We start from the raw sequence: 21,003 nt of genomic DNA, 5'->3' as shown, positions 1-21,003 counted from the left end.
GGATGGCAAAGGGGAAGGTTTCCGCCACTCAGGACGGAGAGGATGGCAGGGGCGGGTCCGCGTCACCCGGTCCAGTCGACGAGGATGCCGATCGTGGGGGTCAGGTCGTCGTCGAGGCGCTGGAACGCGCCGGCCACGTCGCCCCGGGCGAAGCGGTGGGTCACCAGCCCGGCCAGGTCGAGGCGCCGCTGGGCGACGAGATCGAAGAACAGATCCACGTTGCGGCGGAACGGCCAGCGCACGACCGGCGTCCGCTCCGCACGCTGGATGTGACTGTCGTGCACGCCGACGACGGTCTGGCTGCGCCGCAGCACCTCGCCGCCGATGACCTGCTGAGCCGGGAAGGGCGTGTCGCCGACCAGGACGATGGTGCCGCCGACGGCGGTGTACTCGGACGCCGCCGCCAGGACGGACGGCGATCCCGTCACGTCGTAGACGACGTCAACGCCGCCGGTGGCCCCGAGGATCCGGTCGCGGGCCTCCGCGGCCGTGACAGTGGCGGCACCTGCGCGGCGGGCCGCGGCCAACCGCGCCTCGTCGCCTCCGACGCACCATACCGTCGCTGCCCCGGCCACGGCTGCGTACCGGGCCACCAGCTGGCCGAGCGGCCCGAGGCCGACGACCGCGGCGTGGTCGCCGAGCCCCGGTTCGCCGCGGCGCACGGCGTGCTGGGCGATCGCCGACAACGCGAACCACACCGCGTCCTCGTCGGACACCTCGTCCGGGATCCGGTACGACCTCGACTCCTCCGCGACGGCGTACGTCTGGTAGCCGGCCCGGGTCGCCACACGGTCGCCCACCGCCAGTGACCGCACCGCCGATCCTGTCGCGATCACCTCGCCGACCATGCTGTATCCCGGCGTGAACGGGTAGGTGATCCACTGCGCCCAGTGAGTGCCCGGCGCGAAGTCGCCGCGGAAGCACACGCGGTCCGTGCCGGAACTCAGGAGCGACTTCCGTGCCCTCACCAGGACCTCGTGCGGGCCCACCGCGGGCAGCGGGACCGATCGCATCTCCACCTGCCGCGGCTCGGTGATGACGGCGCGGCTCGTCGTGGTCACCACGTCCGACCCCTGTTTTCCCTGGTCACCCGGTTTCCGGTCGGCTGGACAGACGCTTCCACTCTAATGTCTTCCTTTCTCGCCGAATGTGTTCCGCAGAGAAACTTTGCGCTTGCCGGACGGCGCCGAAACAGCCGCCGGGGCACCATCCGGGGCAGCGCCGATTGCCCTTTCAGGCAGCGCCGCCGGCTCCACCGACTCGACCTGCGCGTTCGTCCAAGAACCTTGCTCGCGAAAGCACGGCGTTGTACGGTCTGGGTCCATCAGCGGATCACGGCCCGGCCGGCCGCATCGCACCGCCGGGTTATGGCGCCGACGGGTCGCAGTGTCCGGGTCCGAGCCCCGAGAAATCCGGCCCAATTCCGCCGTTGAAAGCCGCACCACCCGCTGGGGATTCCCTGACTCATTGCGGCCTGCCTCGCCGCGAAAGGACGCTGTCCGCGTGTCGAATAGAGCGCTGAATATTCAGGTCGAGTTCACCGCCGATATGCCACGGAAGACGTACCGGGCGTTCGACTCGAGTCCGCTCTGGGGGACGCCGGTCAAGGTCGACCCGCTTCGGGCGCCGGCGTTGGCGGAGCGGCTGCTCACGCTGGCCGATCTGGCGTCGTGTTACGCCGAGGAACTCATCGGCCCGGACGACGAGGAGTGCACGGTGATGGGCTACTGCCTGGGCGCCGGCTTCGCCCTCGCACTGGCCGAGGCCGTGTCCTGCCGGATTCCCGTCACCAAGGTGGTCCTCCTCGATCCGGCCGAGCTGAGCCGGGAGCAGTGCCAGATCGTCCTGAACCGGCTCGCCGGCGGACGCGACACCGACCCCGACGCCCCGGACATCCGGGACATCCCCGCCGACCAGGCGTTCTCACTGGGTACCGCCCATCTCAAGACCAGGCTCGACGAGACACTGGCGAACCTGCCGGACGCGGCGCGAGCGGAACTGCTCCGGATGAACACGTCGTGGTTCGGCTTCGTCCTGGCGTCCGCGACCGCCGAGCTGCCGCGGCTGGACGTCGACCTGCGCTCGGTCTTCAGCCGCGACGTTCAGGGCTCCGGATTCATCCCCCTGTCGGACGGCGTGGACCGTCTCGACGTCCCCGCGTCCGAGTTCTTCTCGGCGCTCTGCGGCTCGGACCTCGTCGCCGCGCTGCGGTGACGCCGTACCCGCGACCGTTCACCCGTCATTCATCCGTCGACTGCAGGAGGGCACGATGATCTCTGCCAGCGAGCGATCGGCCGCTCCCGAGACCGTCCGCCGGCTTCTCGGCCCCGCGTACGGGGCCGGCGACCGGCCATGTCTCGACGACGGCGCGGGCTTGGTGACCCGCGCGGAACTGCGCAGCCGCGTGCGCACTCTCGCCGCGAGGATCGGCGATCTCGCCGGGCAGCACGCCCTCGTCGCAGTGCTGTGCCACCGGGGGCGCGACTTCGTGGCGTCCGTGCTCGCCGTCCACCACTGCGGCGGCGCCTACCTGCCGCTCGACACGTCCCACCCCGACGAGCGTCTCGCGACGGTGCTGGCCTCAGCCGCGCCCGACCTCGTCGTGACCACGTCGGACCTCGTCGACCGGCTTCCGTCCGGGACGGCGGCGCTCCTGCTCGACACCGGTGATGTGGTCGGCCGGACGGCCACGCGCACGACGCGGTGCCGCGGCCTCGCCTATGTCACGTACACCTCCGGCACCACTGGACGCCCCAAGGGAGTCGCCGTCACCCACGAGGGGCTCCGCGCATACTTCCAGGCGATGGACCGCGAGATCGGGGAGAGCCGGGACCAAGTGTGGCTCGCGGCCAGCAGCGTGACCTTCGACTCGAGCGTCGGCGAGATCCTGTGGCCCGCGGTCAGCGGGCATCTCGTCCGGCTCGGGGGCAACACGTTCCCCGAACTCGTGGACGAGGTACTGGACCCGACGCGGCGGATAACCCACATGCAGTGCGCACCGACGCTGCTTCGCCTCCTGCTCTCCGAGCCCGGCGCCGACGAACGGCTCCGCACGGCGGAGACGCTGCTCATCGGCGGCGAGTCCTTCCCGCTCGACCTGGTCCCGAGCCTGAGAACGGGCTCCGGGGGCCCACGACTGGTGAACGTGTACGGGCCGACCGAGGCGACCGTCTGGGTGTCGCGGTGCGACGTCGCCCCCGGGGCGACCGGCCCGGTCAGCGTGGGCGCGCCCAGCGAGGGGAACGTCCTGCGGGTGCTCGACGAGCGCTTGGAGCCGGTCGATCCCGGTGGGACCGGCATGCTGTGGATCGGTGGCCGGCAGGTGGCGGCCGGATACTGGAACGACCCGGCCCTGACCGAGAAGGTGTTCCTCCCGGATCCGTTCGCCGGCGGCTCGACCCGGATGTACCGGACCGGCGACGTGGCCGTGGTGACTCCGGACGGCATCGTGCTTGTCGGCCGCGAGGACGACCAGGTCAAGGTCCACGGCAACCGCGTGGAGCTCGGCGAGGTCGAAAGAGCGCTCCGCGCCGTCCCGGGGGTACAGGACGCGGTGTGCCTGGTCGACCGGGACACGGCGGCTGCCTCACTGCTGGTCGGCGTGTGCGCCGGAGCCGGCATAGACCGCAACGCGGTGCGTGCCCACGTGACCGGCCTCCTCCCCGGCTACATGGTCCCCAGCCGGATCGTCATCCGGGACCTCCTCCCGATGACGGTGGCCGGCAAGGTCGACCGGCGACGGCTCGCCCAGGACCTGGGCGTCGCAGCCGACTCGTTCACCCTCACCGGTCCCGCGCACCCGGCCGGGGGGCTCGCACGCTGAAGGCGGTTCCAGCGGTCGTCGCCACCCGTGGTCGGTGGGTCAGGCCGCGAGCCGCCCACGCAAGACGCTCGGCCGGGGTCTCCCAGCCGAGCGTCTTGCGTGGGCGGACCCAGGGAACCCCACCGGGCAGGGCCGCTCGGTGTACGCGTTCAGCGCCCCGGTTCGACGACCAGGACCAGGCAGTCCGGCTGAGCGCTGATCCGAACCGCCTCGTTGATCCGGGAGAGACCGACCCGATGGGTGATCAGCGGCTCCAGGCGGAGCCGGCCGGACGCCACCAGCCCGAGCGCCTCCTCGAACGCCCCCGGCCGGTAGTGGTAGCTCCCGACGAACGTGAGCCGGCGGTAGTGCACCTCGTTGGGGTCGAGGCGGATCTCGGTCCCCGGCGGGCAGCCGCCGAAGCCGACGACCGTTCCGCCTGTCCGGACCACGTCGAACGCCGTCCGGTAGGTGGCGGCCGTGCCGACCGCCTCGACCACGACGTGCACCCCCCGCCCGTCGGTGAGCTCGGCGATCCGCTCCCGGAACCGGTCGTCCGCCGAGACCGGTATGCCGCCGAACTCGGCGACGAGGGCGCTGCGGTCGGCGTGGTTCACCGAACAGAACACCCGGCGTGCCCCTCGCAACCGTGCCAGCTGGATCTGGATCAGCGCCACCGGGCCGCACCCGATGACCGCCACGTCCTGGCCGGGCCCGATCCCGGCGGTGTCAGTGGCGTCCAGGACGCATGCGACGATCTCGGTCAGCATCGCGGCGGGGAGGGACACGCCTGTGGGCACCGGTGTGACGTGCGTGGTCGGTGAAGGCCGGATCCGCACGAACTCGGCGTGCGCACCCGGCTCGACCACGGGCCTGGCGCCGCACAGCGCCTGCTGGCCGTCGCGGCACTCGGCACACGTACCGCACGGCGGATGCGGGTCGAACGTGACCGGCTGGCCTTGGCGGACATGCCCCACCGCCGACCCGACCCGGACGACCTCGCCCGCGACCAGCGTTCCGAGGACCGCGGGCGGGGCGATCCTGGGATGGCCCACGGTCACCGCCCGCGCGATCGCGGCGCCGAACATCGCCGCTCGGACCCGGACCAGGACGTCCTCGGGGTGCTCGATCTCCGGAGTCGGCACGGTCTCGACGGTGAGCGGGAGGCCTGGTCCGGACCAGACGGCGGCCCGCATCCGCGGCGGCACCTCGTACGTCATGCCCCGCGCCCGACGAGTGACCCGGCGAACCATTCGACCGTGCGGTGCAAGCCCTCGTCGAACCCGACCAGGGGCCGGTAGGCCAGAGCTTCGGTGACGAGACCGAGGTCCGCGAGCGCCGATGCCACGTCGCCCTGTCTGGGTGCCGCCGTCTCCGCCTCGATGGCGCAAACGCCGGCGTGGTCGGCGAGGAGCCCACGCAGGAGCGTGAACAGCGTCCTGATGGGCGTGCCCTGCCCGGTGCCGACGTTGAAGACGCCGGGCGCGGGGGCACCGGATGTCTCCGAGGCCCGGGTGGCTGCCAGGATGTTGGCGCGCACGACGTTCTCGACGTAGGTGAAGTCTCGCGACTGGGTGCCGTCGCCGTAGATCACCGGCGCGTCGCCGGCCAGGAGCGTCCGGATCCAGCGTGGGATCACCGCCGCGTACGGTCCGTCGGGGTTCTGGCGCGGCCCGAACACGTTGAAGTAACGCAGTCCGGTCATCGGGATGCCGTAGATCCCCTGGTAGACGGCTGCGAGCTGTTCCATCGCCCGCTTGCTGACGGCGTACGGCGACATGGCGTTGCCGAGCACGTCCTCGCGGCGCGTCGCGGTGGAGACGTCGCCGTAGACGGAACTGGAGCTGGCGTACACGACACGGGCGACCCCGGCGTCCCCGGCGGCCCGGAAGAGGTTCGCGGAACCGCCGATGTTGACGTCGATCACCTTGTCGGGCTCGTGCAGCGAACGGGGCACGGAGTTCAACGCCGCCTGGTGCAGCACGACATCCACGTCCTGCACGGCGTCCCGGCAGTTCTCCAGCGACCTCAGGTCGCCTTCGACCAGCCGGAACCGGTCCCACTGCTCAGGCAGGACGCGCGCCCTGACGTCTTCGAGGTTCGCCGTCGTACCGGTGACGAAGTTGTCGAGTCCCACGACCCGGCGGTCGGCGCCGAGCAGGGTTTCGAGCAGGTGCGATCCGATGAATCCGGCCACGCCGGTGACCAGCCAGGTGTCCGGCAGCGTGGCGCGCTGTCGGGGTGACAGCTGAAGAGTAGACATGGGTCTCCCAATCGACGGGGCAGGTCAGAGCACTGCGACACCGGGACGGCCGCCCAGCCTGCCCCGGGTGTCGAAGAGCAGCCGCGGTGCGTTCTCGTCGAACTGCGCACGGTACTGCGCGTGCCACTGGAGCAGGATCGTGACGTCGGCGGCGCGCAGCGCAGCCTCCAGCCCGTCGACGCGGTCGACCACCCGCCCGTCGACGGACCAGGAGTCGACGAAGGGGTCGTGGTACCGGACGGCCGCTCCCCGGCTCCTGAGTTGCCGCACCACGTCGTCGGCGGGGGACTCGCGCCGGTCCGCCACGTCCGCCTTGTAGGTGACGCCGAGGAGGAGGACGTCGGCCCGCGCGAGGTCGCCGTTCGCGCCGGCGAGCAGGGCGGCGGCGCGCTGGACGACGTACTCCGGCATGCCGTCGTTGATCTGTTGCGCCAAGTCGATCATCCGGGTCGTGACACCGAGCTCCCTGGCCTTGTAGGACAGGTAGAGCGGATCGACCGGGATGCAGTGGCCGCCGACCCCGGGACCCGGCATGAAGCTGGCGAACCCGAACGGCTTCGTCCGGGCGCAGGCGATCACGTCCCACACGTCGACGCCCAGGCTGTGGCTCACCATGGCGAGCTCGTTGACCAGCGCGATGTTCACCTGCCGGTAGGTGTTCTCGAGGATCTTGGCCATCTCGGCCTCTCGCGTGCCCTTGGCCGGCACGACTTCCTTGACGAAGGCACCGTAGAAATCCAGCGCGCGCCGCGTGCACCCCGGGGTGTGGCCGCCCACGATCCGCGGGGTGTTGCCTATCCCGAATTCGGCATTGCCGGGGTCGATGCGCTCGGGGGCGAAGGCGAGGGCGAAGTCCTCCCCCGCCACCAGCCCGGACTCTTCGAGGATGGGCCGCACCACGTCATCCGTGGTACCGGGATAGGTCGTGGACTCGAGGACGACCAGCATCCCCGGCCGCAGCCGGCGCGCCGCCAGCCGTGCGGCCGTGACGACGCTCGTCAGATCGGGCACCCCGTCGGCGGTCAGGGGGGTGGGCACGCACAGCACCATGACATCGGCAGCACGAACCGCCTCCCCTTCCCCGCCGGCGTGGAATCCGGCCGCCAGCATCTCGACGACGTCGTCGTCACTCACACCGTCGACGTGGGAGGCGCCGGCGTTCAGCCGGAGCGCTACGCGGGGGTTCGTGTCGTATCCGCACACCCGCAAGCCGGCGCGTAAGGCCTCGCGGGCGAGGGGGAGGCCCACGTAGCCGAGCCCGACGACCAGGAGGTCGTAGGCGAGTTCGTCACTCATCATCGCCCCCGTGCACCGCCGCGGCCAGGCGTCGGATCTCGGCGACCGGATCCGCCGCGCCCCACGCGCGTCGCCCGATGGCGCCGCCGCGGACGCCGAGACGCGCGGTGGACCGGAGGAAGTCGTGGAGCGCCGTCGCCGAGCCCGAGGGGCCGCCGGCGAGAACGATGGGCACCGAGGTGGACTCCACACACGCGCGGATGATCTCCTCGTCATCCGGAAGCGATGTCTTCACGATGTCCGCGCCGATCTCCTGCGCGATCCGGCAAGCGTGGGCGTAAGCGCCCTTACCGAGGGCGGCCTCCGCCTCCGGACGCGTGTACACGGTCACCATCACGGGCATGCCCAGCTCGTGCGCGCGTTCGGCGAGCAGCGCGACGACACGCGCGTTCTCCAGGTCGCCGCTCGACCCGAACTTGAACTCGCCGCACACCGCGTCCGCGCCGAGCGCCGCCGCGTGCTCGACGGTGTTGAGCTGCACGTGGTCCACGCCCGTGGCGAGCCGGCCGGTGAGTGCCATGATCACGCCGAGCTTCTCGGCCCCCGGCACCGAGAGACACCCGGTGAGCCCGGGACGCAGCATCACGGCGTCCGCCCCGCCCCGGGCCGCGGCGGAGATGATGGTCTCAGGGCTCTCCAGCCCATTCGCCGGCCCCATGGTGATGGCGTGGTCCAAGGGGACGACGAGGGTGCGTCCCGTGGCCGGAGAAAGAATCCTACGCATGCGAATGTCGCGCCCGCTGAAGACCGGCTGGCTCGTGGTCGTTATCGCTGAGTTCATCAGCTGATCGCTCCTTCCCGGCCGCAAGCCGTATCCGTGTGCGGTGCGGCCGATTCGAGAACTTGGTCGGTCTCGAGTACGTGGTCGGTCTCGAGAACTTGGTCGGTCTCGGGACCTTGGTCGGTCAGGCTCTCGGAATGCGTGTGTTCTGCACGGCATTCGGACGGCGGGTCACGGCCGTTCGGCCCTGATGCCCGGTGAGGGTCGCCACTAGATTTTGACCGAGCCCAGGGGCGGCAAGAACAGGTGTCAGGGCACCGGTCGGGTCAGCGTCGGCTGCCTTTCCGGACAGTTTCGACTGCCTTTCCGGTCAGTTCCGCCGGTCATCACCGGGCGTTCGTGCATGTGATGCCGTGACGCGACGAGGCACCGGGGAAGCGGGTTCGACTCTCCGCTGGTCCCGGACGACGACGCCGTGCATACTGACGACGGCTTGTCAGGGTGACGTTGGCGTGTCGAGGGCCGGACTGCCAACTCCCCGTTCGGTGGCGGCCCGTGGGCACCGCTGCGGGCAACCGACGCGCTGCTGCACCCCGAGGTGCTGTGGCCGCAGCCGAGCACCGCCGCCCTGCTCGTCGGCGCCCGCCTTCGACCCCGCCGTCTACGACAGCCCGCGCCGCTCGGCGAAGTCCAGGACGGTGACGGAGGGGCGGCGGGCTGCCAGCACCGGGATTGTCAGGGCGAGTGGCAGGAGAACGCCCAGGAGGCCACGGCCGCCGGTCGGGCGGACGTCTCGGACGGCTGCCACCGCCGGGCTCGCGGTGCGCAGCTTGTCGCGCTCACCGGCGTCCATCGCCCACGGCATGGCAGGTACCCGGTAGCCCTGGGTGCGGATCTTTCCGCTCACGGTGAGGCGCGCGAACCAGCGCGGCACGGCGTCCAGGACCAGCGAGCCTCCCGGGAACCGCTCGGCGCAGCCGGCGATCAGCGCCTTCACGCGGGCGGGAGGGAGATACATGCACAAGCCTTGCGCTGTGACGCACACCCCTCGGTCGCGGTCCACCTCGTCGGTCCACGACACGTCGGTGGCATCGGCCGCCAGGTAGCGCTGGCGCGGACCGGGCGGCAGCAGCCGCTCGCGCAGCGCCATCGCCTCCGGGACGTCGACGGAGAGCCAGTGGGCGCGGCCGTTGTCGACCCGCCAGTACTGCGTCTCCAGCCCCTCCCCCAGGCAGACGACCGTGCCGCTCGGCTCGCGGGCCAGGAAGTCGGCCACCTCGCGGTCGAAGCACCCCACACGGAGTGCTTGCAACTGCGACTGGGTGTCGCTCGTACCGAACCGCTCGGCAAAGGGGTAGTCGATCCGGTCGACCAGTTCGACCGCCTTGGGATCGCGCAGCAGCCCGTCCGGCCGGCGCGCCTCCACCGCCCGGTGCCAGAGCGTCCACAGCGCCGTCTCCGGCACCTCTCCCAGCTCGGGCCGCTCGCCGCTGCTCATCACGCGCTCCCTCGGACCTGCTCTCCCGGCATGGACCCGCCGATTCTGACACTCCGGGGCGTCCGGACCGGGCGCGCGACGCACCGGCGCGCCGGTGTGCTGGCGGGCCGGTGTGCTGGCGGGCTGCGGGCCGGCGGGGCCGGTGGGCCGCGCGCCGGGGGCGGGCGTCAGCCCACGCTGAAGGCGCCGTCCGGGGGCGGCGGGCTGTCCGTCGCCTCGGCGTCCGTCACCGCCGGCGTGCGACCGCAGAACGCCGCCAGGTCGGCGCCGTCCGTCAGCCGCGCCGGGAAGATGTCGGCCGCCAGGCGGCGCGCCAGGTCCGCGGCCGGCAACGGGCCCGCGGAGCCGGCCAGCAGGATGTTGCCGTACCGGCGCCCCCGCAGCACCGGGGCCTCGGCGACCAGGCAGACCTCCGGGAAGACGGCACGCAGGGTCGCCGCCTGGGCGCGGGCGAAGGCCAGCGGCGGTCCGTCGGCCAGGTTGGCGGCGTAGCAGCCGCCGGGGCGCAGGGCGGCGGCTGCCAGTCGCAGGAACTCCACCGAGGTGAGGTGCCCGGGGGTGCGCGAGCCGTGGAAGACGTCGGCGACGACGAGGTCCAGCGAGCCGGCCGGGACGGCCGCCAGCGCGGCCCGCGCGTCACCGACCACCGCGGTGATGTCGGCGCCGGGCCCCTGCCAGGGCAGGTGCTCGGCCACCAGGTCGAGCAGCGGCCCGTCGACCTCGACCACCTGCTGCCGCGAGCCGGGGCGGGTGGCGGCCAGGTAGCGGGGCATGGTGAGCGCGCCGCCGCCGAGGTGGAGCGCGTCGAGCGGCCGCCCGGCGGGGGCGACGGCGTCCATGAGGTGGCCGATCCGCCGGGTGTACTCGAACTCCAGGTGGGTGGGGTCGCCCAGGTCGACGTACGACTGCGGGGTGTCGTCCAGGGTGAGCAGCCAGCCGCCGTCGCGGTCGAGGTCGGGCATCAGCCGGGCGAGCCCGAGGTCGGTCTTCCGGGCGACCGGGACAGGCTCCTCGGCGCTCACTCCGCCACCGGCGCCGGCAGGTACGCGGTGAGCCAGCGGTCGAGCTCGGTGAAGAACTGGGCGCGCGCGTCCGGTCCGGAGAGGACGAGGTCGTGCACGCCGTCCTTGATCCGGACGATGGTGACGTGCCGGCCCAGGCGCGGGCCGACGGCGGCGATGTCGTCCGCGCGCAGCACGGCGTCGGCGTGGTGCAGGGCGGCCCGCCACTTGGTGGTGGAGATCGAGGCCGTGGAGGCCATCAGCAGGACGGGGACGTCGATGCCCAGGCCCCGACGGGCCTGGCGCTGGCCGCGCTGGATGGCGGCGAGCCAGCCGGCGTAGAGGGGGAAGCCCTCGGCGGGCTTGAGGGTGAGGTCGAAGTCCCACTCGCCGCGGTGGTCCCGGTGCAGGCTGTGCACGTAGTGCGGGTTGAGGGTGGAGGGGAGCTTGCGGGTGGTGGCGAAGCGGCCGAGGGCGTCCAGCGCGGGGGCGCCGAGGGCGCGGACGGCCGGGGCCGCGGGCATGGACAGGAAGGGGCTGTTGAGGAAGAGCCCGTCGACGACGCCCTGCCCTGTGCGCCGGCCGGCCCAGAGCGCGGTGACCAGGCCGCCGGTGGAGTGGCCGTTGACCAGCAGCTGCCGGTGGCCGTCCTGCTCGCGGATGATCCGCACGGCCGCGTCCAGCTCCTCGTCGTAGGCGGCGAGGTCGCGGATGAAGTTCGGCGAGTGGTGGGGGCGCAGCGAGCGGCCGTACTTGCGCAGGTCGAGGGCGTAGAAGGAGTAGCCGCGCTCGACGTAGTGGTCGGCGAGGTGGGTCTGGAAGAAGTAGTCGACGTAGCCGTGGACGTACAGCACGGCCCGGTCGCTGCCCGGGACCAGCCGCCGGACGAGCGTGGCGCTGACGGCGCCCTCCTCGTCGGGGGCGAGTGAAAGCTCGACCGCCTCGTAGGGGGCTCCCAGGATGTCTTCTCGGAATTCCATGCCCGACTCCATGCCCGCCCGCACCCGTCCCTCTGCTCTGACCTGCCTGCCCCGGCAGGAACCACCGATCCGGACGACCGACGATACCGGCCGGTAGCCGGGAGCGCGGCAGCACGGTCGGCGCGGTGCCGCCGTGCCGCGGGCCTCCCCCGCTCCCCGTGCGCCTGCTGTGCGCCGGTGGTTCTGTGGAACGCTACCCGGGCCACAGTCACTCCCCTTGTCAATGACGCGAGTTGAGGAGTCAGAATGCCGCACGGGCACGATCCGCAGGCCGGCCACAGCGACCCGTCCCTCTACCGCACGCCCGCCGAGGCGATCGCCGCGCCGCCGGAGAAGCTGGCGTACGTGGCCGGGTTCGACCGGTCGGCGCAGCGGCCGGACGCGCTGCTCACCGTCGACACCGATCCGGCGTCGCCGACCTACGGGCGGGTGCTCAACTTCGCCGAGCTGCCGGGCCTGGGCGACGAACTGCACCACTTCGGCTGGAACGCCTGCTCCAGCGCGCTGGCGCACGCCTGCCACGAGAACCCGGAGCGGCGGTTCCTGCTGCTGCCGGGCCTGCGGTCCTCGCGGCTGCACGTGATGGACACCCGGCCGGACCCGGTGCGGCCGAAGCTGGTGAAGACGGTGTCGGCCGAGGAGCTGGCGGCCAAGGCCGGGTACTCGCGGCCGCACACCCTGCACTGCGGGCCGGACGGCGTCTTCCTGTCCTGCCTCGGCAGCGGGGACGGCACCGACGGGCCGGGCGGGGTGGCGCTGCTCGACCACACCACCTTCGACGTGCTGCGCGCGTGGGAGACCGAGCGCGGGCCGCAGCACTTCGCCTACGACGTCTGGTGGCACCTGGGCACCAACGTGGGTGTGACCAGCGAGTGGGGCACGCCCTGGATGGTCGAGGACGGGGTGGTGCCGGAGCTGCTGCTGGGCCGCAAGTACGGGCACGCGCTGCACTTCTGGGAGCTGGACTCGGGGCGGCACCTCCAGCGGATCGACCTCGGCGACCAGTACCAGATGGTGCTGGAGCTGCGCCCGGCGCACGATCCGCAGGCCGAGTGGGGGTTCGTGGGCGTGGTCACCAACGTCGAGGACCTCTCCGCCTCGGTCTGGCTCTGGCACCGGGACGGCGCGGCGTTCACGGCGCGCAAGGTCATCGAGATACCGGCCGAGCCGGCGAAGACCGAGGACCTGCCGCCGGCCCTGCAACCGTTCGGGGCGGTGCCGCCGCTGGTCACCGACATCAACCTGTCGGTGGACGACCGCTGGCTGTACGTGTCGGCCTGGGGCACCGGGGAGCTGTTCCAGTACGACGTGTCCGACCCGTTCCACCCGCGCCTGGCCGGCTCGGTGCGGCTCGGCGGGGTGGTCGCGAAGACGCCGCACCCGGCCGAGCCGGGGCGTCCGCTGAGCGGCGCGCCGCAGATGGTCGAGATCAGCCGGGACGGCCGGCGGCTCTACCTCACCAACTCGCTGTACGGCGCCTGGGACGACCAGTTCTACCCGGACGGCATCGAGCCGTGGATCATCAAGCTGGACGCCGACACGGAGTCCGGCGGGCTCACCGTCGACGAGCGGTTCTACCCGCACGGGGACGAGTTCCGGGGCCTGCGGGTGCACCAGACCCACCTGGCGGGCGGGGACGCGTCCTCGGACTCGTACTGCTACCGCTGACCTGTCAGCCCCGCCGTCGGCGGCGGGCCAGGGCCGGGGTGCGGCCGTCCACCCCCGGGCCCGGGCCTGCCGCCGCCGGCATGCCCGGGTGGCTTTCCGGTCATGTTGGCCGGCCTTTCGGCCGTCGCCCACCGTGCGCCGTCCGGGCCCACTAGGGTGCGACGAGTCCCCGCTGACCCGCCTCCCCTGCCGTCCAAGCGCGCCGGGGAGGACTACCGATCGGACCGGTGTGCCATGACTTTGACTCTCCGTCAGCCAAGAGACCGCTCACGGACGACCACCGCCCTCGGGTGGATCGCCCGTACGGCCGCCACGGTCGCGCTGCTCGCGGCCGCGTTCACGGGCACCACGGCCGGAGCGGCCGTCGCCGCCGCTCCCGCCGCTGCTCCCGCCGCCGCTCTCACGGCTGCCATACCCGCGGCCGACTCTTCCTCCTCCGCGATGGCGGCCGGCGCTCCGGCTGCGGCCGCCGCGCCCGCCGCCGCGGCTTCGGTGGGCGGGTGGACGTGTCCCGGTGTGGCCGTCCCCCCGGGCTACGTCATCACGATGTTCGACATCCGCGGCTGCAACGGCTACGGCGCCTGGTTCCAGCAGCCCGTGCGCGACGGGATCTGGACCTGCGGGGGCTCGCCGATCGTCCCCGGCTACGTCCTGACGAACTTCGACACCAAGGGGTGCAGCGGCGTCGGCGCCTGGTTCCACCAGCTGGTCCGGAACGGGATCTGGACCTGCCCGTACTCGCCGATCCCGGCCGGATACCGCAGCACCACGTACGACGCACGCGGGTGCAGCGGCCTCGGCGCCTGGCTCACCGTGCGAGTCTGACCGGTTCGCCCGGGGCGTGTCCGGCGGTGCCCGGCGCACGTGCGCCGCGACTGCCGGCACGCCCCGGGCGAGACCCCGCCCGCACCGGGCTCACCGCCCCGCCACAGCCCCGTCACCGGGGCGGGCCGGTGGTCGCCTCCGTCATCCTCAAGGAGCAGCGCGCCGCGTGGCGGGCCGAGCCGCGGCCGGTCGCCCACGGCGGTGCGGTCGGCCAGCGCCGCACTGACGCCGCCGGGGCCGGCGCGCCGGACACGGAACTCCACCTCGTTGTCCGGGAGAGGGCCGTCCGGTCTCCATGGAACGAAAGACTGACGAACCGTCAGACATCCATGGTTCGACGGCAGTTCGCCCACTCGGCAGGACCCGGCCGCATCCGGGCAGGGGTGGGCCCGGACGGCGACAGGTCCAGTAGACGGCCGGGACAGGGCCGGTGGCCCCGGAGGGACCGGGACCACCGGCCTAACGGGACGTCTCCGGAGAGGACTTCCGGCCCACCGCCTCCGCAGCCGACGCGCCGGCCGCCGCATCGGTCGACGTCCCGGTGACGGCACCGGTCGACGTCCCGGTCGGCGTCTCCGTCGCCACCCAACTTGCCAGAAGCCGGAGCGACTCGGCCGAGGTCGAACCGGGATCGGCGTGGTAGGTGACCAGTACCAGGTCCGGCTCGCCGGCCGGGCGCAGCGTCTCGTACCGCAGGGTGAGCCGGCCGACCACCGGGTGGTGCAGCTCCTTACTGCCGTGCCCCTTGTCGCGGATGTCGTGCGCGGCCCAGAGCCGGCGGAAGTCGGCGCTCTTGAGGGAGAGTTCACCGATGAGGGAGGTGAGCCGGGGGTCGTCGGGGTCGCGCCCGGCGTCCAGCCGCAGGATGCCCACCACGTCCGTGGCCTTGCCCTCCCAGTCGTCGTACAGCTCGCGCGCGGCCGGGTCGAGGAAGACGTGCCAGGCCATGTTGCGCTGCTCGGGCGCCATCGCGGAGAAGTCGCCGAGCAGGGCGTTGCCCAGCCGGTTCCAGCCGATGATGTCCAGCCGCCGTCCGAGCACGTAGGCGGGCACGCCCTCCATCGCGTCGAGCAGCTGCTGCAGCGCCGGCCGGACCTGCTGCGGGCGGGCCGCCCCGGCGCGCCCCGTCCGGCGGCGTGCGGGCTTGGTGATCCGCTGGAGGTGCTCGCGTTCGGCCGGGGTCAGCCGCAGGGCGCGGGCGATCGAGTCCAGCACGGCGGCGGAGACGGACTCGCCGTGGCCCTGCTCCAGCCGGATGTAGTAGGCCGTGCTCACGCCCGCCAGCTGCGCCAGCTCCTCCCGGCGCAGGCCGGGGACGCGGCGGCGGGTTCCGTGGTCGGGCAGGCCGACGTCCTCGGGCCGCAGCCGGGCCCGCCGCGACCGGAGGAATTCGCTCAGTTCGGTGCGCTGGTCCATGCGGCCCAGTATGAGGGTGAGCCTGCCAGTCGTACGTTGGGCGTGCGTACGACAAGCTCTGGCCTGGCTACCCCGATCGGGCCGGCGCAGGCTGATGCACATGACGAACACGACGACGACGGACACCACGAACACGACGGGCACCGGCCGGCCGCGGAGCGTCTCCGCGTACGCCGCCCTCACCCCCAAGGCGCCGCTGGAGAAGACCACCATCCCGCGCCGGGCGCTGGGCGAGCACGACATCCTGATCGACGTCCGCTTCGCGGGCATCTGCCACTCCGACATCCACCAGGTCGGCGAGGACTGGGGCGACGGCATCTTCCCGATGGTGCCGGGCCACGAGATCGCCGGTGTGGTCGCCGAGGTCGGCCCGGGCGTGACCCGCTGGGCGGCCGGCGACCGGGTCGGGGTCGGCTGCTTCGTCGACTCCTGCCGGGAGTGCGACAACTGCCTGGCCGGGCTCCAGCAGTACTGCACCGGCAGCTCGGGCACGGTCTTCACCTACAACGGTGTGGGCCGCGACGGCGAGCCGACGTACGGCGGCTACTCGACGCAGCTGGTGGTGGACGAGGGGTACGCGCTGCGCATCCCGGACGCACTGCCGCTGGACGTCGCCGCGCCGCTGCTCTGCGCCGGGATCACGCTCTACTCGCCGCTCACCCACTGGGGCGCCGGCCCGGGCAAGAAGGTCGCGATCGTCGGCCTCGGCGGGCTCGGGCACATGGGCGTGAAGATCGCGCACGCCAAGGGGGCCGAGGTCACCGTGCTCAGCCAGTCGCTGCGCAAGCGGGAGGACGGCCTGCGGCTCGGCGCGGACGACTACCGCGCCACCTCCGACCCGGCCATCTTCAGCGAGCTGGCCGGCACCTTCGACCTGATCGTCAACACCGTCTCGGCCGACCTCGACCTGAGCGCCTACCTCGGCCTGCTGAGGACCGGCGGCACGCTGGTCCAGGTCGGGGCGCCCGAGAAGCCGGTCACGGTGAACGCCCACGCGCTGCTGGTCGGACGGAAGTCGCTGTCCGGCTCCATGATCGGCGGGCTGCCGGAGACCCAGGAGATGCTGGACTTCTGCGCCGAGCACGGAATCGGCGCCGAGATCGAGCTGATCAGCGCCGACCAGATCAACGCGGCCTACGCACGGGTCCTGGCGAGCGACGTGCGCTACCGCTTCGTGATCGACGCCTCGACCATCTGAGGCCGCCCCCTCCGGCCGAGTACGGCGCCCTGTCCCGTACTCTCCGCGAGCGGTTCACTCCGGCACGGCGCTGCCCGTGGGTGACGCGGGCGGGCCACGGTGGGGCGTCTCCCGATCCCTCGCCAGAGGTCACCAGGAGGCCGGGGAGACACTCCCCGGCCTCCTGGCCGGTTTTCCGACCCCGCGCCCCGAGGGCCCAAGCACAGCGGCGTGGGCATCGAGCCCCCTTCCCGCTCCCGGGATGCACTCGGCGCACCAACGATGCAGGCTCGAGTGGGGCGTGTCGGGCGAGAGGTCGGGAGATGGCTGCAGCACGTGAAGTCTCAGGCGTCAGCGCACGCAGCGCGGTGCCTGCCGCCGGGCGGCGGTGGCCGACACCGGAGGCGACATGACCGATCCGGGAACGATCCTCGCCCAGGCGCGCAAGGGGCCCGTACCGACGAACTGGCGAGTCTTCACCAGGACACGGGGGAAGCTCTCCGGCTTGTTGCACGGGACGTCGCATGATCCGGCCCCGCTGCTGGTCATCACCCCTGACGGCGCCGTCGAATACACCGACGAGAGCAAACCGCTGACGATCGTCGGTTTCCACGACCTGACCGGGATGACGCTGCACGTGAGCGGGCGCAGCTTCTCCGACAGTTCTCTCGTGACCCTTTCCGTCTGGGTCGATCTCCACCACCGCGACGGCAGCACGACGAAGTGGCGGTCCGAATCCTTCGCCGACGATCTTCAGACGGTTCAGGGCTTCATCGAGGCGTACGGCGCGCACAAGGCGCTTCGAGGGTCCTGAGACCGCCTTCTGCAAGGGGTCGTTTCATCGGGTGGGCCGGTGGCGGCGGATGATGCGGGCAGACGGACACGGCGCCCCGCCCCCGGTGCTCTCCCATCGCCGGGGGTGGGGCGCCGTGTCAGGCCCGGGGCCGGATCACGCCCGGGCCGGTCCGGCGGCCTTGCCGCGGGGTGTGCGGCGCAGCCGGCGGCGGCGTGGGGGCTGGTCGGGCAGCCACCCGAAGGTGAGGCAGGCGCCCAGCACTCCGATGATCATGCCGATCAGGAAGCCGCCCAGGTTGGAGGTGATCCAGCTGGCCAGCGAGGCGAGTACGGCGAGGATGGAGTAGAACAGCCGCTGGGCGGGGTTGAGCAGGATCAGCACGCCGCAGATCACCATTACCGCCGGTACCAGGTAGCCGGCCAGCCCCTGCATCCCGATGTGCAGGACGACGGGCAGCGGGGCCCGCAGGGTGAAGAGGATCTCTGCGCCGCCCAGCAGCACCAGCAGACCGCCCCAGAACGGCCGCCGGCCCCGCCAGCCGCGCCACCCCCGGGCGTCGCGCGCGGCGACGGGGGCCGTCTCGGCGGGCTCCCCGGGCGCTTCGGTCGCCCCGGATGCTTCGGCTTTCTCGGGCCCGGCGGCACCGGCGCGGGCGGCGGCTTCGGGTACGGGGTCGGCCACCGTCAGCAGCCCTCCGAGCTGAAGCTCAGCCGGAGGTTGGGCAGCTTGAACGCCCCCGCGGTGGTGGCGTAGTTGTGCTGCCGCAGGTTCTTGATGGTGACGGTGTCGGCCTGCTGCCCGAAGACGCCAGGCAGGCCCTTGACGCCGGCCTTGGTGTACGTGCTGGCGTCGCCGCCGATCTCGATGTTCTTGAACGACGCGTCGCCGGAGAGCAGGTCCGAGTCGGTGGTGAGGTCGGTGGCGGTCACGGGGGTGCCGCCGTCGCCGGCCTTGATCAGCAGGTTGATGCCGCCGAGGTCGACGCTCTGGCAGAGTTTGGTCAGCTCGGCCTGCTTGATCGCCGAGACGGCGACCAGCACCTGGCCGCCGGTGTCGCCGGCGTTCGGGCTGCCGTCGATCATGTGGTCCAGGCTGCCGAACTGCTCGAAGCCGACGCCGTCCAGGCTGTCGGCGGTGACGGTGAACGGCATTCCGGAGATGGCGAACTGGGCGGCGAGCACGCCCTGTGCCGTGAGGGTCATCAGGACGGCGCCGACGGCGACGGCGGGGACGGCCATCAGTGCGGTGCGCCGCAGCCGGACCCTCCCTCTCGTGCCGGCGGGTGTCCCGGTGCTTTCGGGTGTGGGGGCGGCGTCCTCGGACGTGGCCATGTGTGCTCCCTCGGGTGGTGGGGGATGTGCAGGCACTGGCACGTTGCCCTGGCGCGGACAGCGTTCTGCGGCCCGGCCGGTGGCCCGCCCCTTGGCAGCGGGGCGGCCGGTCGGACCGCAGTCGGTAACTGGGAAGCTACTGCCGGGTATCCGGCGGGTCAATACGGGCGCACGAAGGATCACCGTCCGCGCGCCTGATGCTGCGTCAATCCTGCTGTGGAACGACCGAAAGCCGCCGCTCGGCCTCCGCCGGGCCGAGGAACGGCGCCAGGCAGAACAGGCTCAACACCGGCAGCAGGTCGGGTAGTTGGGCAGTAGGGCCGGAGTCGACCGCACGATGGAGGGTGCGGTAGACGCCTCCGACCACCGCGTCCACCAGCGCATCCGCCGCGACACCCCCCGGCGGTTCGGGCACCTCGGCGAAGAACGCCCGGAATCGGGTGAGGAGTTGGGCGATCTCACGGCGCCCCGCCGGGCCGACGGCCTCGACCTCGATCACCGCCATGGTGGCGAACGCCGGGACGCCCGCCAGCAGGCCGAGCAGCGCACGCAGGGCCTCGCGGATACCGGTGCACCAGTCCGGCGCCGCCGCGAACGCGGCCGCCATCCGGCGCATCACCACCCCGGTGCCGTGCCGGTGGGCGGCCAGGAAGGCGTCCTCCTTGCCGCTGAACAGCTCGTAGAACACCGGCCTGGTCACGCCCGCCGCGCGGCAGATGTCGCTCACCGTGGCGTGCTGGTAGCCGTGTTGGGCCACGGTGTGGACCAGGCCGTCGAGCAGCCGCTCGCGCTGGGTGGCCGCGACCGCCTCGGGCGGCAGCCGGCTCGGGCCGCGCTTGATCGAGCGGGCCGGGTCGCGGCCGGTGCGCGCACCCGGCAGCAGTAGCGCCTCGGCGCCCTGGAGAGCATCCGGATTCATCGCCAACTCCTGTGCTCTGTCTTGACATTGACGCAAGGGCTGGTTTACAACACTCGCAGGTTTCCCATTCACGGCGAGCAGCCGCCGGAGACCTTCGCGCGTTCCGACTGTTCAGTATGGCGAAACGCATACGGCGGTGGCAGCCGCCGACATGCACCCCACGCACTCCCTGCACCTTCTCGCCGTACGGGCGGGCCCGTGGCGCCGGGCCCGCCGCACCACCGGACACGCCCTGCCCCACCGTGCACCGCCGACGTGCCGACACGCGCCCTGCGCGCCGCCCGACACTGCCCCGCCGCGTCCACCGCGGCAAACCCTGCGCCATCCCGCCGCATTCACCGCAGCGACCCTGCGCCATCCCGCCGCGCGTACCTCCGCGCGACCTCCGCGGGCTCCCCCACCCAACTCCGTTCGGAGAGAGGCACCCCCATGCGCATCCGCCGCACCCTCGGCGCCGCGGCCCTCGCCGCCATCGCCCTGGCCACCGCCGCCGTCACCCCTGCCCAGGCCGCCGGCCCCGCCGTGCTGACCTACGGCAGCGCGGGCGGCCCCGCCGTCGCCGCCGGCGACGTCCTGACCGCCAACCTGGCCCCCGGCAGCTACGCCACCTTCTACTCCAGCGCGACCGGGACGAGCGGCATCAAGTGTGCCGCCTCCTCGTTCTCCGCGACCGTGACCAGCAACCCGGCCGCGCCGGGCGTGGCCGTCGAGCAGCTCAGCAGCCACACCTTCGGCTCCTGCACCGCCAACGTCATCGGAGTCATCTCCGTGCAGAGCATCACGGTCAACAACCTGGCCTACACCAACGCGGTGAGCGACGCCGCCGGCAACCCCGTCACCCTCAGCCCGGGCACCGCGGGCCCGCTGCAGACCACGGTGGTGCTGAACACCATCCTCGGCACGACGACCTGCATCTACCGGGCCCCCGGCAGCATCTCCGGCACCACCAACAACACCGGGCAGACCATCGGCTTCGCCGCCCAGCCGTTCGCCAAGGTCTCCGGCCCCAGCACCTGCTTCGCCACCGGCTACTTCTCCGCCACCTACGGACCGGTCATCGACAGCTCGGTCGCCGGAAGCCCGCACATCTACGTCAACTGACGCCCCACGGGCCGCAGCAGACGGGTAGAGCGGCGAGTGGCGGGTGGCGGGCGGCCCCGAGAGGGTGCCGCACGCCGCTCGCCGCTTCGCAACGCCTTGCCGCTCCGCTCGGCCCTCCTTGGCACTCCTTGCCACTCCTCTCGCCACTCCTCTCGCCCTCCTCGCCACGCGCCGAGCCCCGGACGGGCCGGGCGCCGAGCTCCGTACGG

Annotated in this window: 19 protein-coding genes; 7 read left to right on the top strand and 12 right to left on the bottom strand. The window is 72.4% G+C overall.

Going from position 1 to position 21,003, the window contains the following annotated elements; genetic code table 11:
• Positions 1 to 62 precede the first annotated feature (62 nt).
• Positions 63 to 1,061: a zinc-binding dehydrogenase gene (locus OG286_RS35885; protein ID WP_396325191.1), complete on the bottom strand. Its 999-nt coding sequence runs from the start codon at positions 1,059 to 1,061 to the stop codon at positions 63 to 65.
• A 487-nt stretch (positions 1,062 to 1,548) separates the two neighbouring features.
• Here OG286_RS35885 and OG286_RS35880 point away from each other — a divergent pair, with 487 nt between their 5' ends.
• Together OG286_RS35880 and OG286_RS35875 are read left to right on the top strand one after the other, a co-directional pair.
• The gene (locus OG286_RS35880) at positions 1,549 to 2,214 is read left to right on the top strand and encodes a hypothetical protein (RefSeq protein ID WP_396325190.1); all 666 of its coding nucleotides are present in this window, start codon (positions 1,549 to 1,551) and stop codon (positions 2,212 to 2,214) included.
• A gap of 55 nt (positions 2,215 to 2,269) precedes the next feature.
• Positions 2,270 to 3,823, top strand: a complete 1,554-nt coding sequence (locus OG286_RS35875) for an amino acid adenylation domain-containing protein (protein WP_396325189.1) — start codon at positions 2,270 to 2,272, stop codon at positions 3,821 to 3,823.
• Positions 3,824 to 3,972: 149 nt separating this feature from the next.
• On the opposite strand, the gene OG286_RS35870 is transcribed toward OG286_RS35875, so the two are convergent.
• The 7 genes from OG286_RS35870 to OG286_RS35840 all read right to left on the bottom strand — a co-directional run bounded on the left by OG286_RS35870 (position 3,973) and on the right by OG286_RS35840 (position 11,561).
• Positions 3,973 to 5,022: a zinc-binding dehydrogenase gene (locus OG286_RS35870; protein WP_396325188.1), complete on the bottom strand. Its 1,050-nt coding sequence runs from the start codon at positions 5,020 to 5,022 to the stop codon at positions 3,973 to 3,975.
• Entirely contained in the window at positions 5,019 to 6,065 is a 1,047-nt protein-coding gene (locus OG286_RS35865; protein WP_396325187.1) for an NAD-dependent epimerase/dehydratase family protein, read from the bottom strand. The genes OG286_RS35870 and OG286_RS35865 overlap by 4 nt, the downstream gene beginning before the upstream one ends.
• A 24-nt stretch (positions 6,066 to 6,089) precedes the next feature.
• The gene (locus tag OG286_RS35860; protein ID WP_396325186.1) at positions 6,090 to 7,364 is read right to left on the bottom strand and encodes a nucleotide sugar dehydrogenase; all 1,275 of its coding nucleotides are present in this window, start codon (positions 7,362 to 7,364) and stop codon (positions 6,090 to 6,092) included.
• Positions 7,354 to 8,142 carry a class I fructose-bisphosphate aldolase gene (locus OG286_RS35855; protein WP_396325185.1) on the bottom strand — a complete coding sequence of 263 codons (789 nt, stop codon included), beginning with the start codon at positions 8,140 to 8,142 and terminating at the stop codon, positions 7,354 to 7,356. Before OG286_RS35855 ends, OG286_RS35860 begins: the two co-directional genes overlap by 11 nt.
• A gap of 601 nt (positions 8,143 to 8,743) precedes the next feature.
• Positions 8,744 to 9,580: a class I SAM-dependent methyltransferase gene (locus OG286_RS35850; RefSeq protein WP_396325184.1), complete on the bottom strand. Its 837-nt coding sequence runs from the start codon at positions 9,578 to 9,580 to the stop codon at positions 8,744 to 8,746.
• 167 nt (positions 9,581 to 9,747) lie between these two features.
• Positions 9,748 to 10,542 carry a spermidine synthase gene (locus OG286_RS35845; protein WP_396325237.1) on the bottom strand — a complete coding sequence of 265 codons (795 nt, stop codon included), beginning with the start codon at positions 10,540 to 10,542 and terminating at the stop codon, positions 9,748 to 9,750.
• 56 nt (positions 10,543 to 10,598) lie between these two features.
• Positions 10,599 to 11,561: an alpha/beta hydrolase gene (locus OG286_RS35840; RefSeq protein WP_396325183.1), complete on the bottom strand. Its 963-nt coding sequence runs from the start codon at positions 11,559 to 11,561 to the stop codon at positions 10,599 to 10,601.
• A 246-nt stretch (positions 11,562 to 11,807) separates the two neighbouring features.
• Here OG286_RS35840 and OG286_RS35835 point away from each other — a divergent pair, with 246 nt between their 5' ends.
• The gene (locus OG286_RS35835) at positions 11,808 to 13,229 is read left to right on the top strand and encodes a selenium-binding protein SBP56-related protein (RefSeq protein WP_396325182.1); all 1,422 of its coding nucleotides are present in this window, start codon (positions 11,808 to 11,810) and stop codon (positions 13,227 to 13,229) included.
• 234 nt (positions 13,230 to 13,463) lie between these two features.
• Positions 13,464 to 14,054 carry a hypothetical protein gene (locus OG286_RS35830; RefSeq protein ID WP_405358742.1) on the top strand — a complete coding sequence of 197 codons (591 nt, stop codon included), beginning with the start codon at positions 13,464 to 13,466 and terminating at the stop codon, positions 14,052 to 14,054.
• Positions 14,055 to 14,513: 459 nt separating this feature from the next.
• Here OG286_RS35830 and OG286_RS35825 read toward each other — a convergent pair whose 3' ends face one another.
• Positions 14,514 to 15,470, bottom strand: a complete 957-nt coding sequence (locus tag OG286_RS35825; RefSeq protein ID WP_396325180.1) for a helix-turn-helix domain-containing protein — start codon at positions 15,468 to 15,470, stop codon at positions 14,514 to 14,516.
• A 100-nt stretch (positions 15,471 to 15,570) separates the two neighbouring features.
• Here OG286_RS35825 and OG286_RS35820 point away from each other — a divergent pair, with 100 nt between their 5' ends.
• Both OG286_RS35820 and OG286_RS35815 read left to right on the top strand, forming a co-directional pair.
• A complete protein-coding gene (locus OG286_RS35820; RefSeq protein ID WP_405358743.1) occupies positions 15,571 to 16,668 on the top strand; it encodes an NAD(P)-dependent alcohol dehydrogenase in 1,098 nt (365 codons plus the stop codon).
• A 388-nt stretch (positions 16,669 to 17,056) separates the two neighbouring features.
• Complete coding sequence (locus OG286_RS35815; RefSeq protein WP_405358744.1) at positions 17,057 to 17,461, top strand: hypothetical protein; 405 nt, start codon at positions 17,057 to 17,059, stop codon at positions 17,459 to 17,461.
• Between the two features lie 135 nt (positions 17,462 to 17,596).
• Here the strand turns inward: OG286_RS35815 and OG286_RS35810 are convergent, their stop codons facing one another.
• The 3 genes from OG286_RS35810 to OG286_RS35800 form a co-directional block, all read right to left on the bottom strand.
• Complete coding sequence (locus tag OG286_RS35810; protein ID WP_405358745.1) at positions 17,597 to 18,124, bottom strand: DUF6114 domain-containing protein; 528 nt, start codon at positions 18,122 to 18,124, stop codon at positions 17,597 to 17,599.
• 2 nt (positions 18,125 to 18,126) lie between these two features.
• Positions 18,127 to 18,774, bottom strand: coding sequence for a DUF6230 family protein (locus tag OG286_RS35805; RefSeq protein WP_396325176.1), 648 nt, complete (start codon positions 18,772 to 18,774; stop codon positions 18,127 to 18,129).
• A gap of 205 nt (positions 18,775 to 18,979) precedes the next feature.
• Positions 18,980 to 19,693 (bottom strand): TetR/AcrR family transcriptional regulator, encoded by a 714-nt coding sequence (locus OG286_RS35800; protein WP_396325175.1) that lies wholly within the window; start codon positions 19,691 to 19,693, stop codon positions 18,980 to 18,982.
• Between the two features lie 429 nt (positions 19,694 to 20,122).
• Between OG286_RS35800 and OG286_RS35795 the strand changes: the two genes are divergently transcribed.
• Positions 20,123 to 20,794 (top strand): Tat pathway signal sequence domain protein, encoded by a 672-nt coding sequence (locus OG286_RS35795; RefSeq protein ID WP_396325174.1) that lies wholly within the window; start codon positions 20,123 to 20,125, stop codon positions 20,792 to 20,794.
• Positions 20,795 to 21,003: the final 209 nt, after the last annotated feature.

Origin of the sequence: Kitasatospora sp. NBC_00039, assembly GCF_045160625.1 — a bacterium.
Lineage (GTDB): Bacteria > Actinomycetota > Actinomycetes > Streptomycetales > Streptomycetaceae > Kitasatospora.
The sequence above is the reverse complement of the archived record's forward strand: the minus strand, read 5'-3'. Positions and strand labels throughout refer to the sequence as shown.

What these genes read in the sequence shown, in the direction of transcription:
- OG286_RS35880 (WP_396325190.1), top strand. Translation starts at nt 1,549, where the DNA reads ATGCCACGGAAGACGTACCGGGCGTTCGACTCGAGTCCGCTCTGGGGG.
- OG286_RS35840 (WP_396325183.1), bottom strand. Translation starts at nt 11,561, where the DNA reads ATGGAATTCCGAGAAGACATCCTGGGAGCCCCCTACGAGGCGGTCGAG.
- OG286_RS35795 (WP_396325174.1), top strand. Translation starts at nt 20,123, where the DNA reads ATGCGCATCCGCCGCACCCTCGGCGCCGCGGCCCTCGCCGCCATCGCC.
- OG286_RS35830 (WP_405358742.1), top strand. Translation starts at nt 13,464, where the DNA reads ATGACTTTGACTCTCCGTCAGCCAAGAGACCGCTCACGGACGACCACC.
- OG286_RS35815 (WP_405358744.1), top strand. Translation starts at nt 17,057, where the DNA reads ATGACCGATCCGGGAACGATCCTCGCCCAGGCGCGCAAGGGGCCCGTA.
- OG286_RS35805 (WP_396325176.1), bottom strand. Translation starts at nt 18,774, where the DNA reads ATGGCCACGTCCGAGGACGCCGCCCCCACACCCGAAAGCACCGGGACA.
- OG286_RS35875 (WP_396325189.1), top strand. Translation starts at nt 2,270, where the DNA reads ATGATCTCTGCCAGCGAGCGATCGGCCGCTCCCGAGACCGTCCGCCGG.
- OG286_RS35845 (WP_396325237.1), bottom strand. Translation starts at nt 10,542, where the DNA reads ATGCCCGACCTCGACCGCGACGGCGGCTGGCTGCTCACCCTGGACGAC.
- OG286_RS35835 (WP_396325182.1), top strand. Translation starts at nt 11,808, where the DNA reads ATGCCGCACGGGCACGATCCGCAGGCCGGCCACAGCGACCCGTCCCTC.
- OG286_RS35850 (WP_396325184.1), bottom strand. Translation starts at nt 9,580, where the DNA reads ATGAGCAGCGGCGAGCGGCCCGAGCTGGGAGAGGTGCCGGAGACGGCG.
- OG286_RS35860 (WP_396325186.1), bottom strand. Translation starts at nt 7,364, where the DNA reads ATGATGAGTGACGAACTCGCCTACGACCTCCTGGTCGTCGGGCTCGGC.
- OG286_RS35820 (WP_405358743.1), top strand. Translation starts at nt 15,571, where the DNA reads ATGACGAACACGACGACGACGGACACCACGAACACGACGGGCACCGGC.
- OG286_RS35870 (WP_396325188.1), bottom strand. Translation starts at nt 5,022, where the DNA reads ATGACGTACGAGGTGCCGCCGCGGATGCGGGCCGCCGTCTGGTCCGGA.
- OG286_RS35865 (WP_396325187.1), bottom strand. Translation starts at nt 6,065, where the DNA reads ATGTCTACTCTTCAGCTGTCACCCCGACAGCGCGCCACGCTGCCGGAC.
- OG286_RS35825 (WP_396325180.1), bottom strand. Translation starts at nt 15,470, where the DNA reads ATGGACCAGCGCACCGAACTGAGCGAATTCCTCCGGTCGCGGCGGGCC.
- OG286_RS35855 (WP_396325185.1), bottom strand. Translation starts at nt 8,142, where the DNA reads ATGAACTCAGCGATAACGACCACGAGCCAGCCGGTCTTCAGCGGGCGC.
- OG286_RS35800 (WP_396325175.1), bottom strand. Translation starts at nt 19,693, where the DNA reads ATGAATCCGGATGCTCTCCAGGGCGCCGAGGCGCTACTGCTGCCGGGT.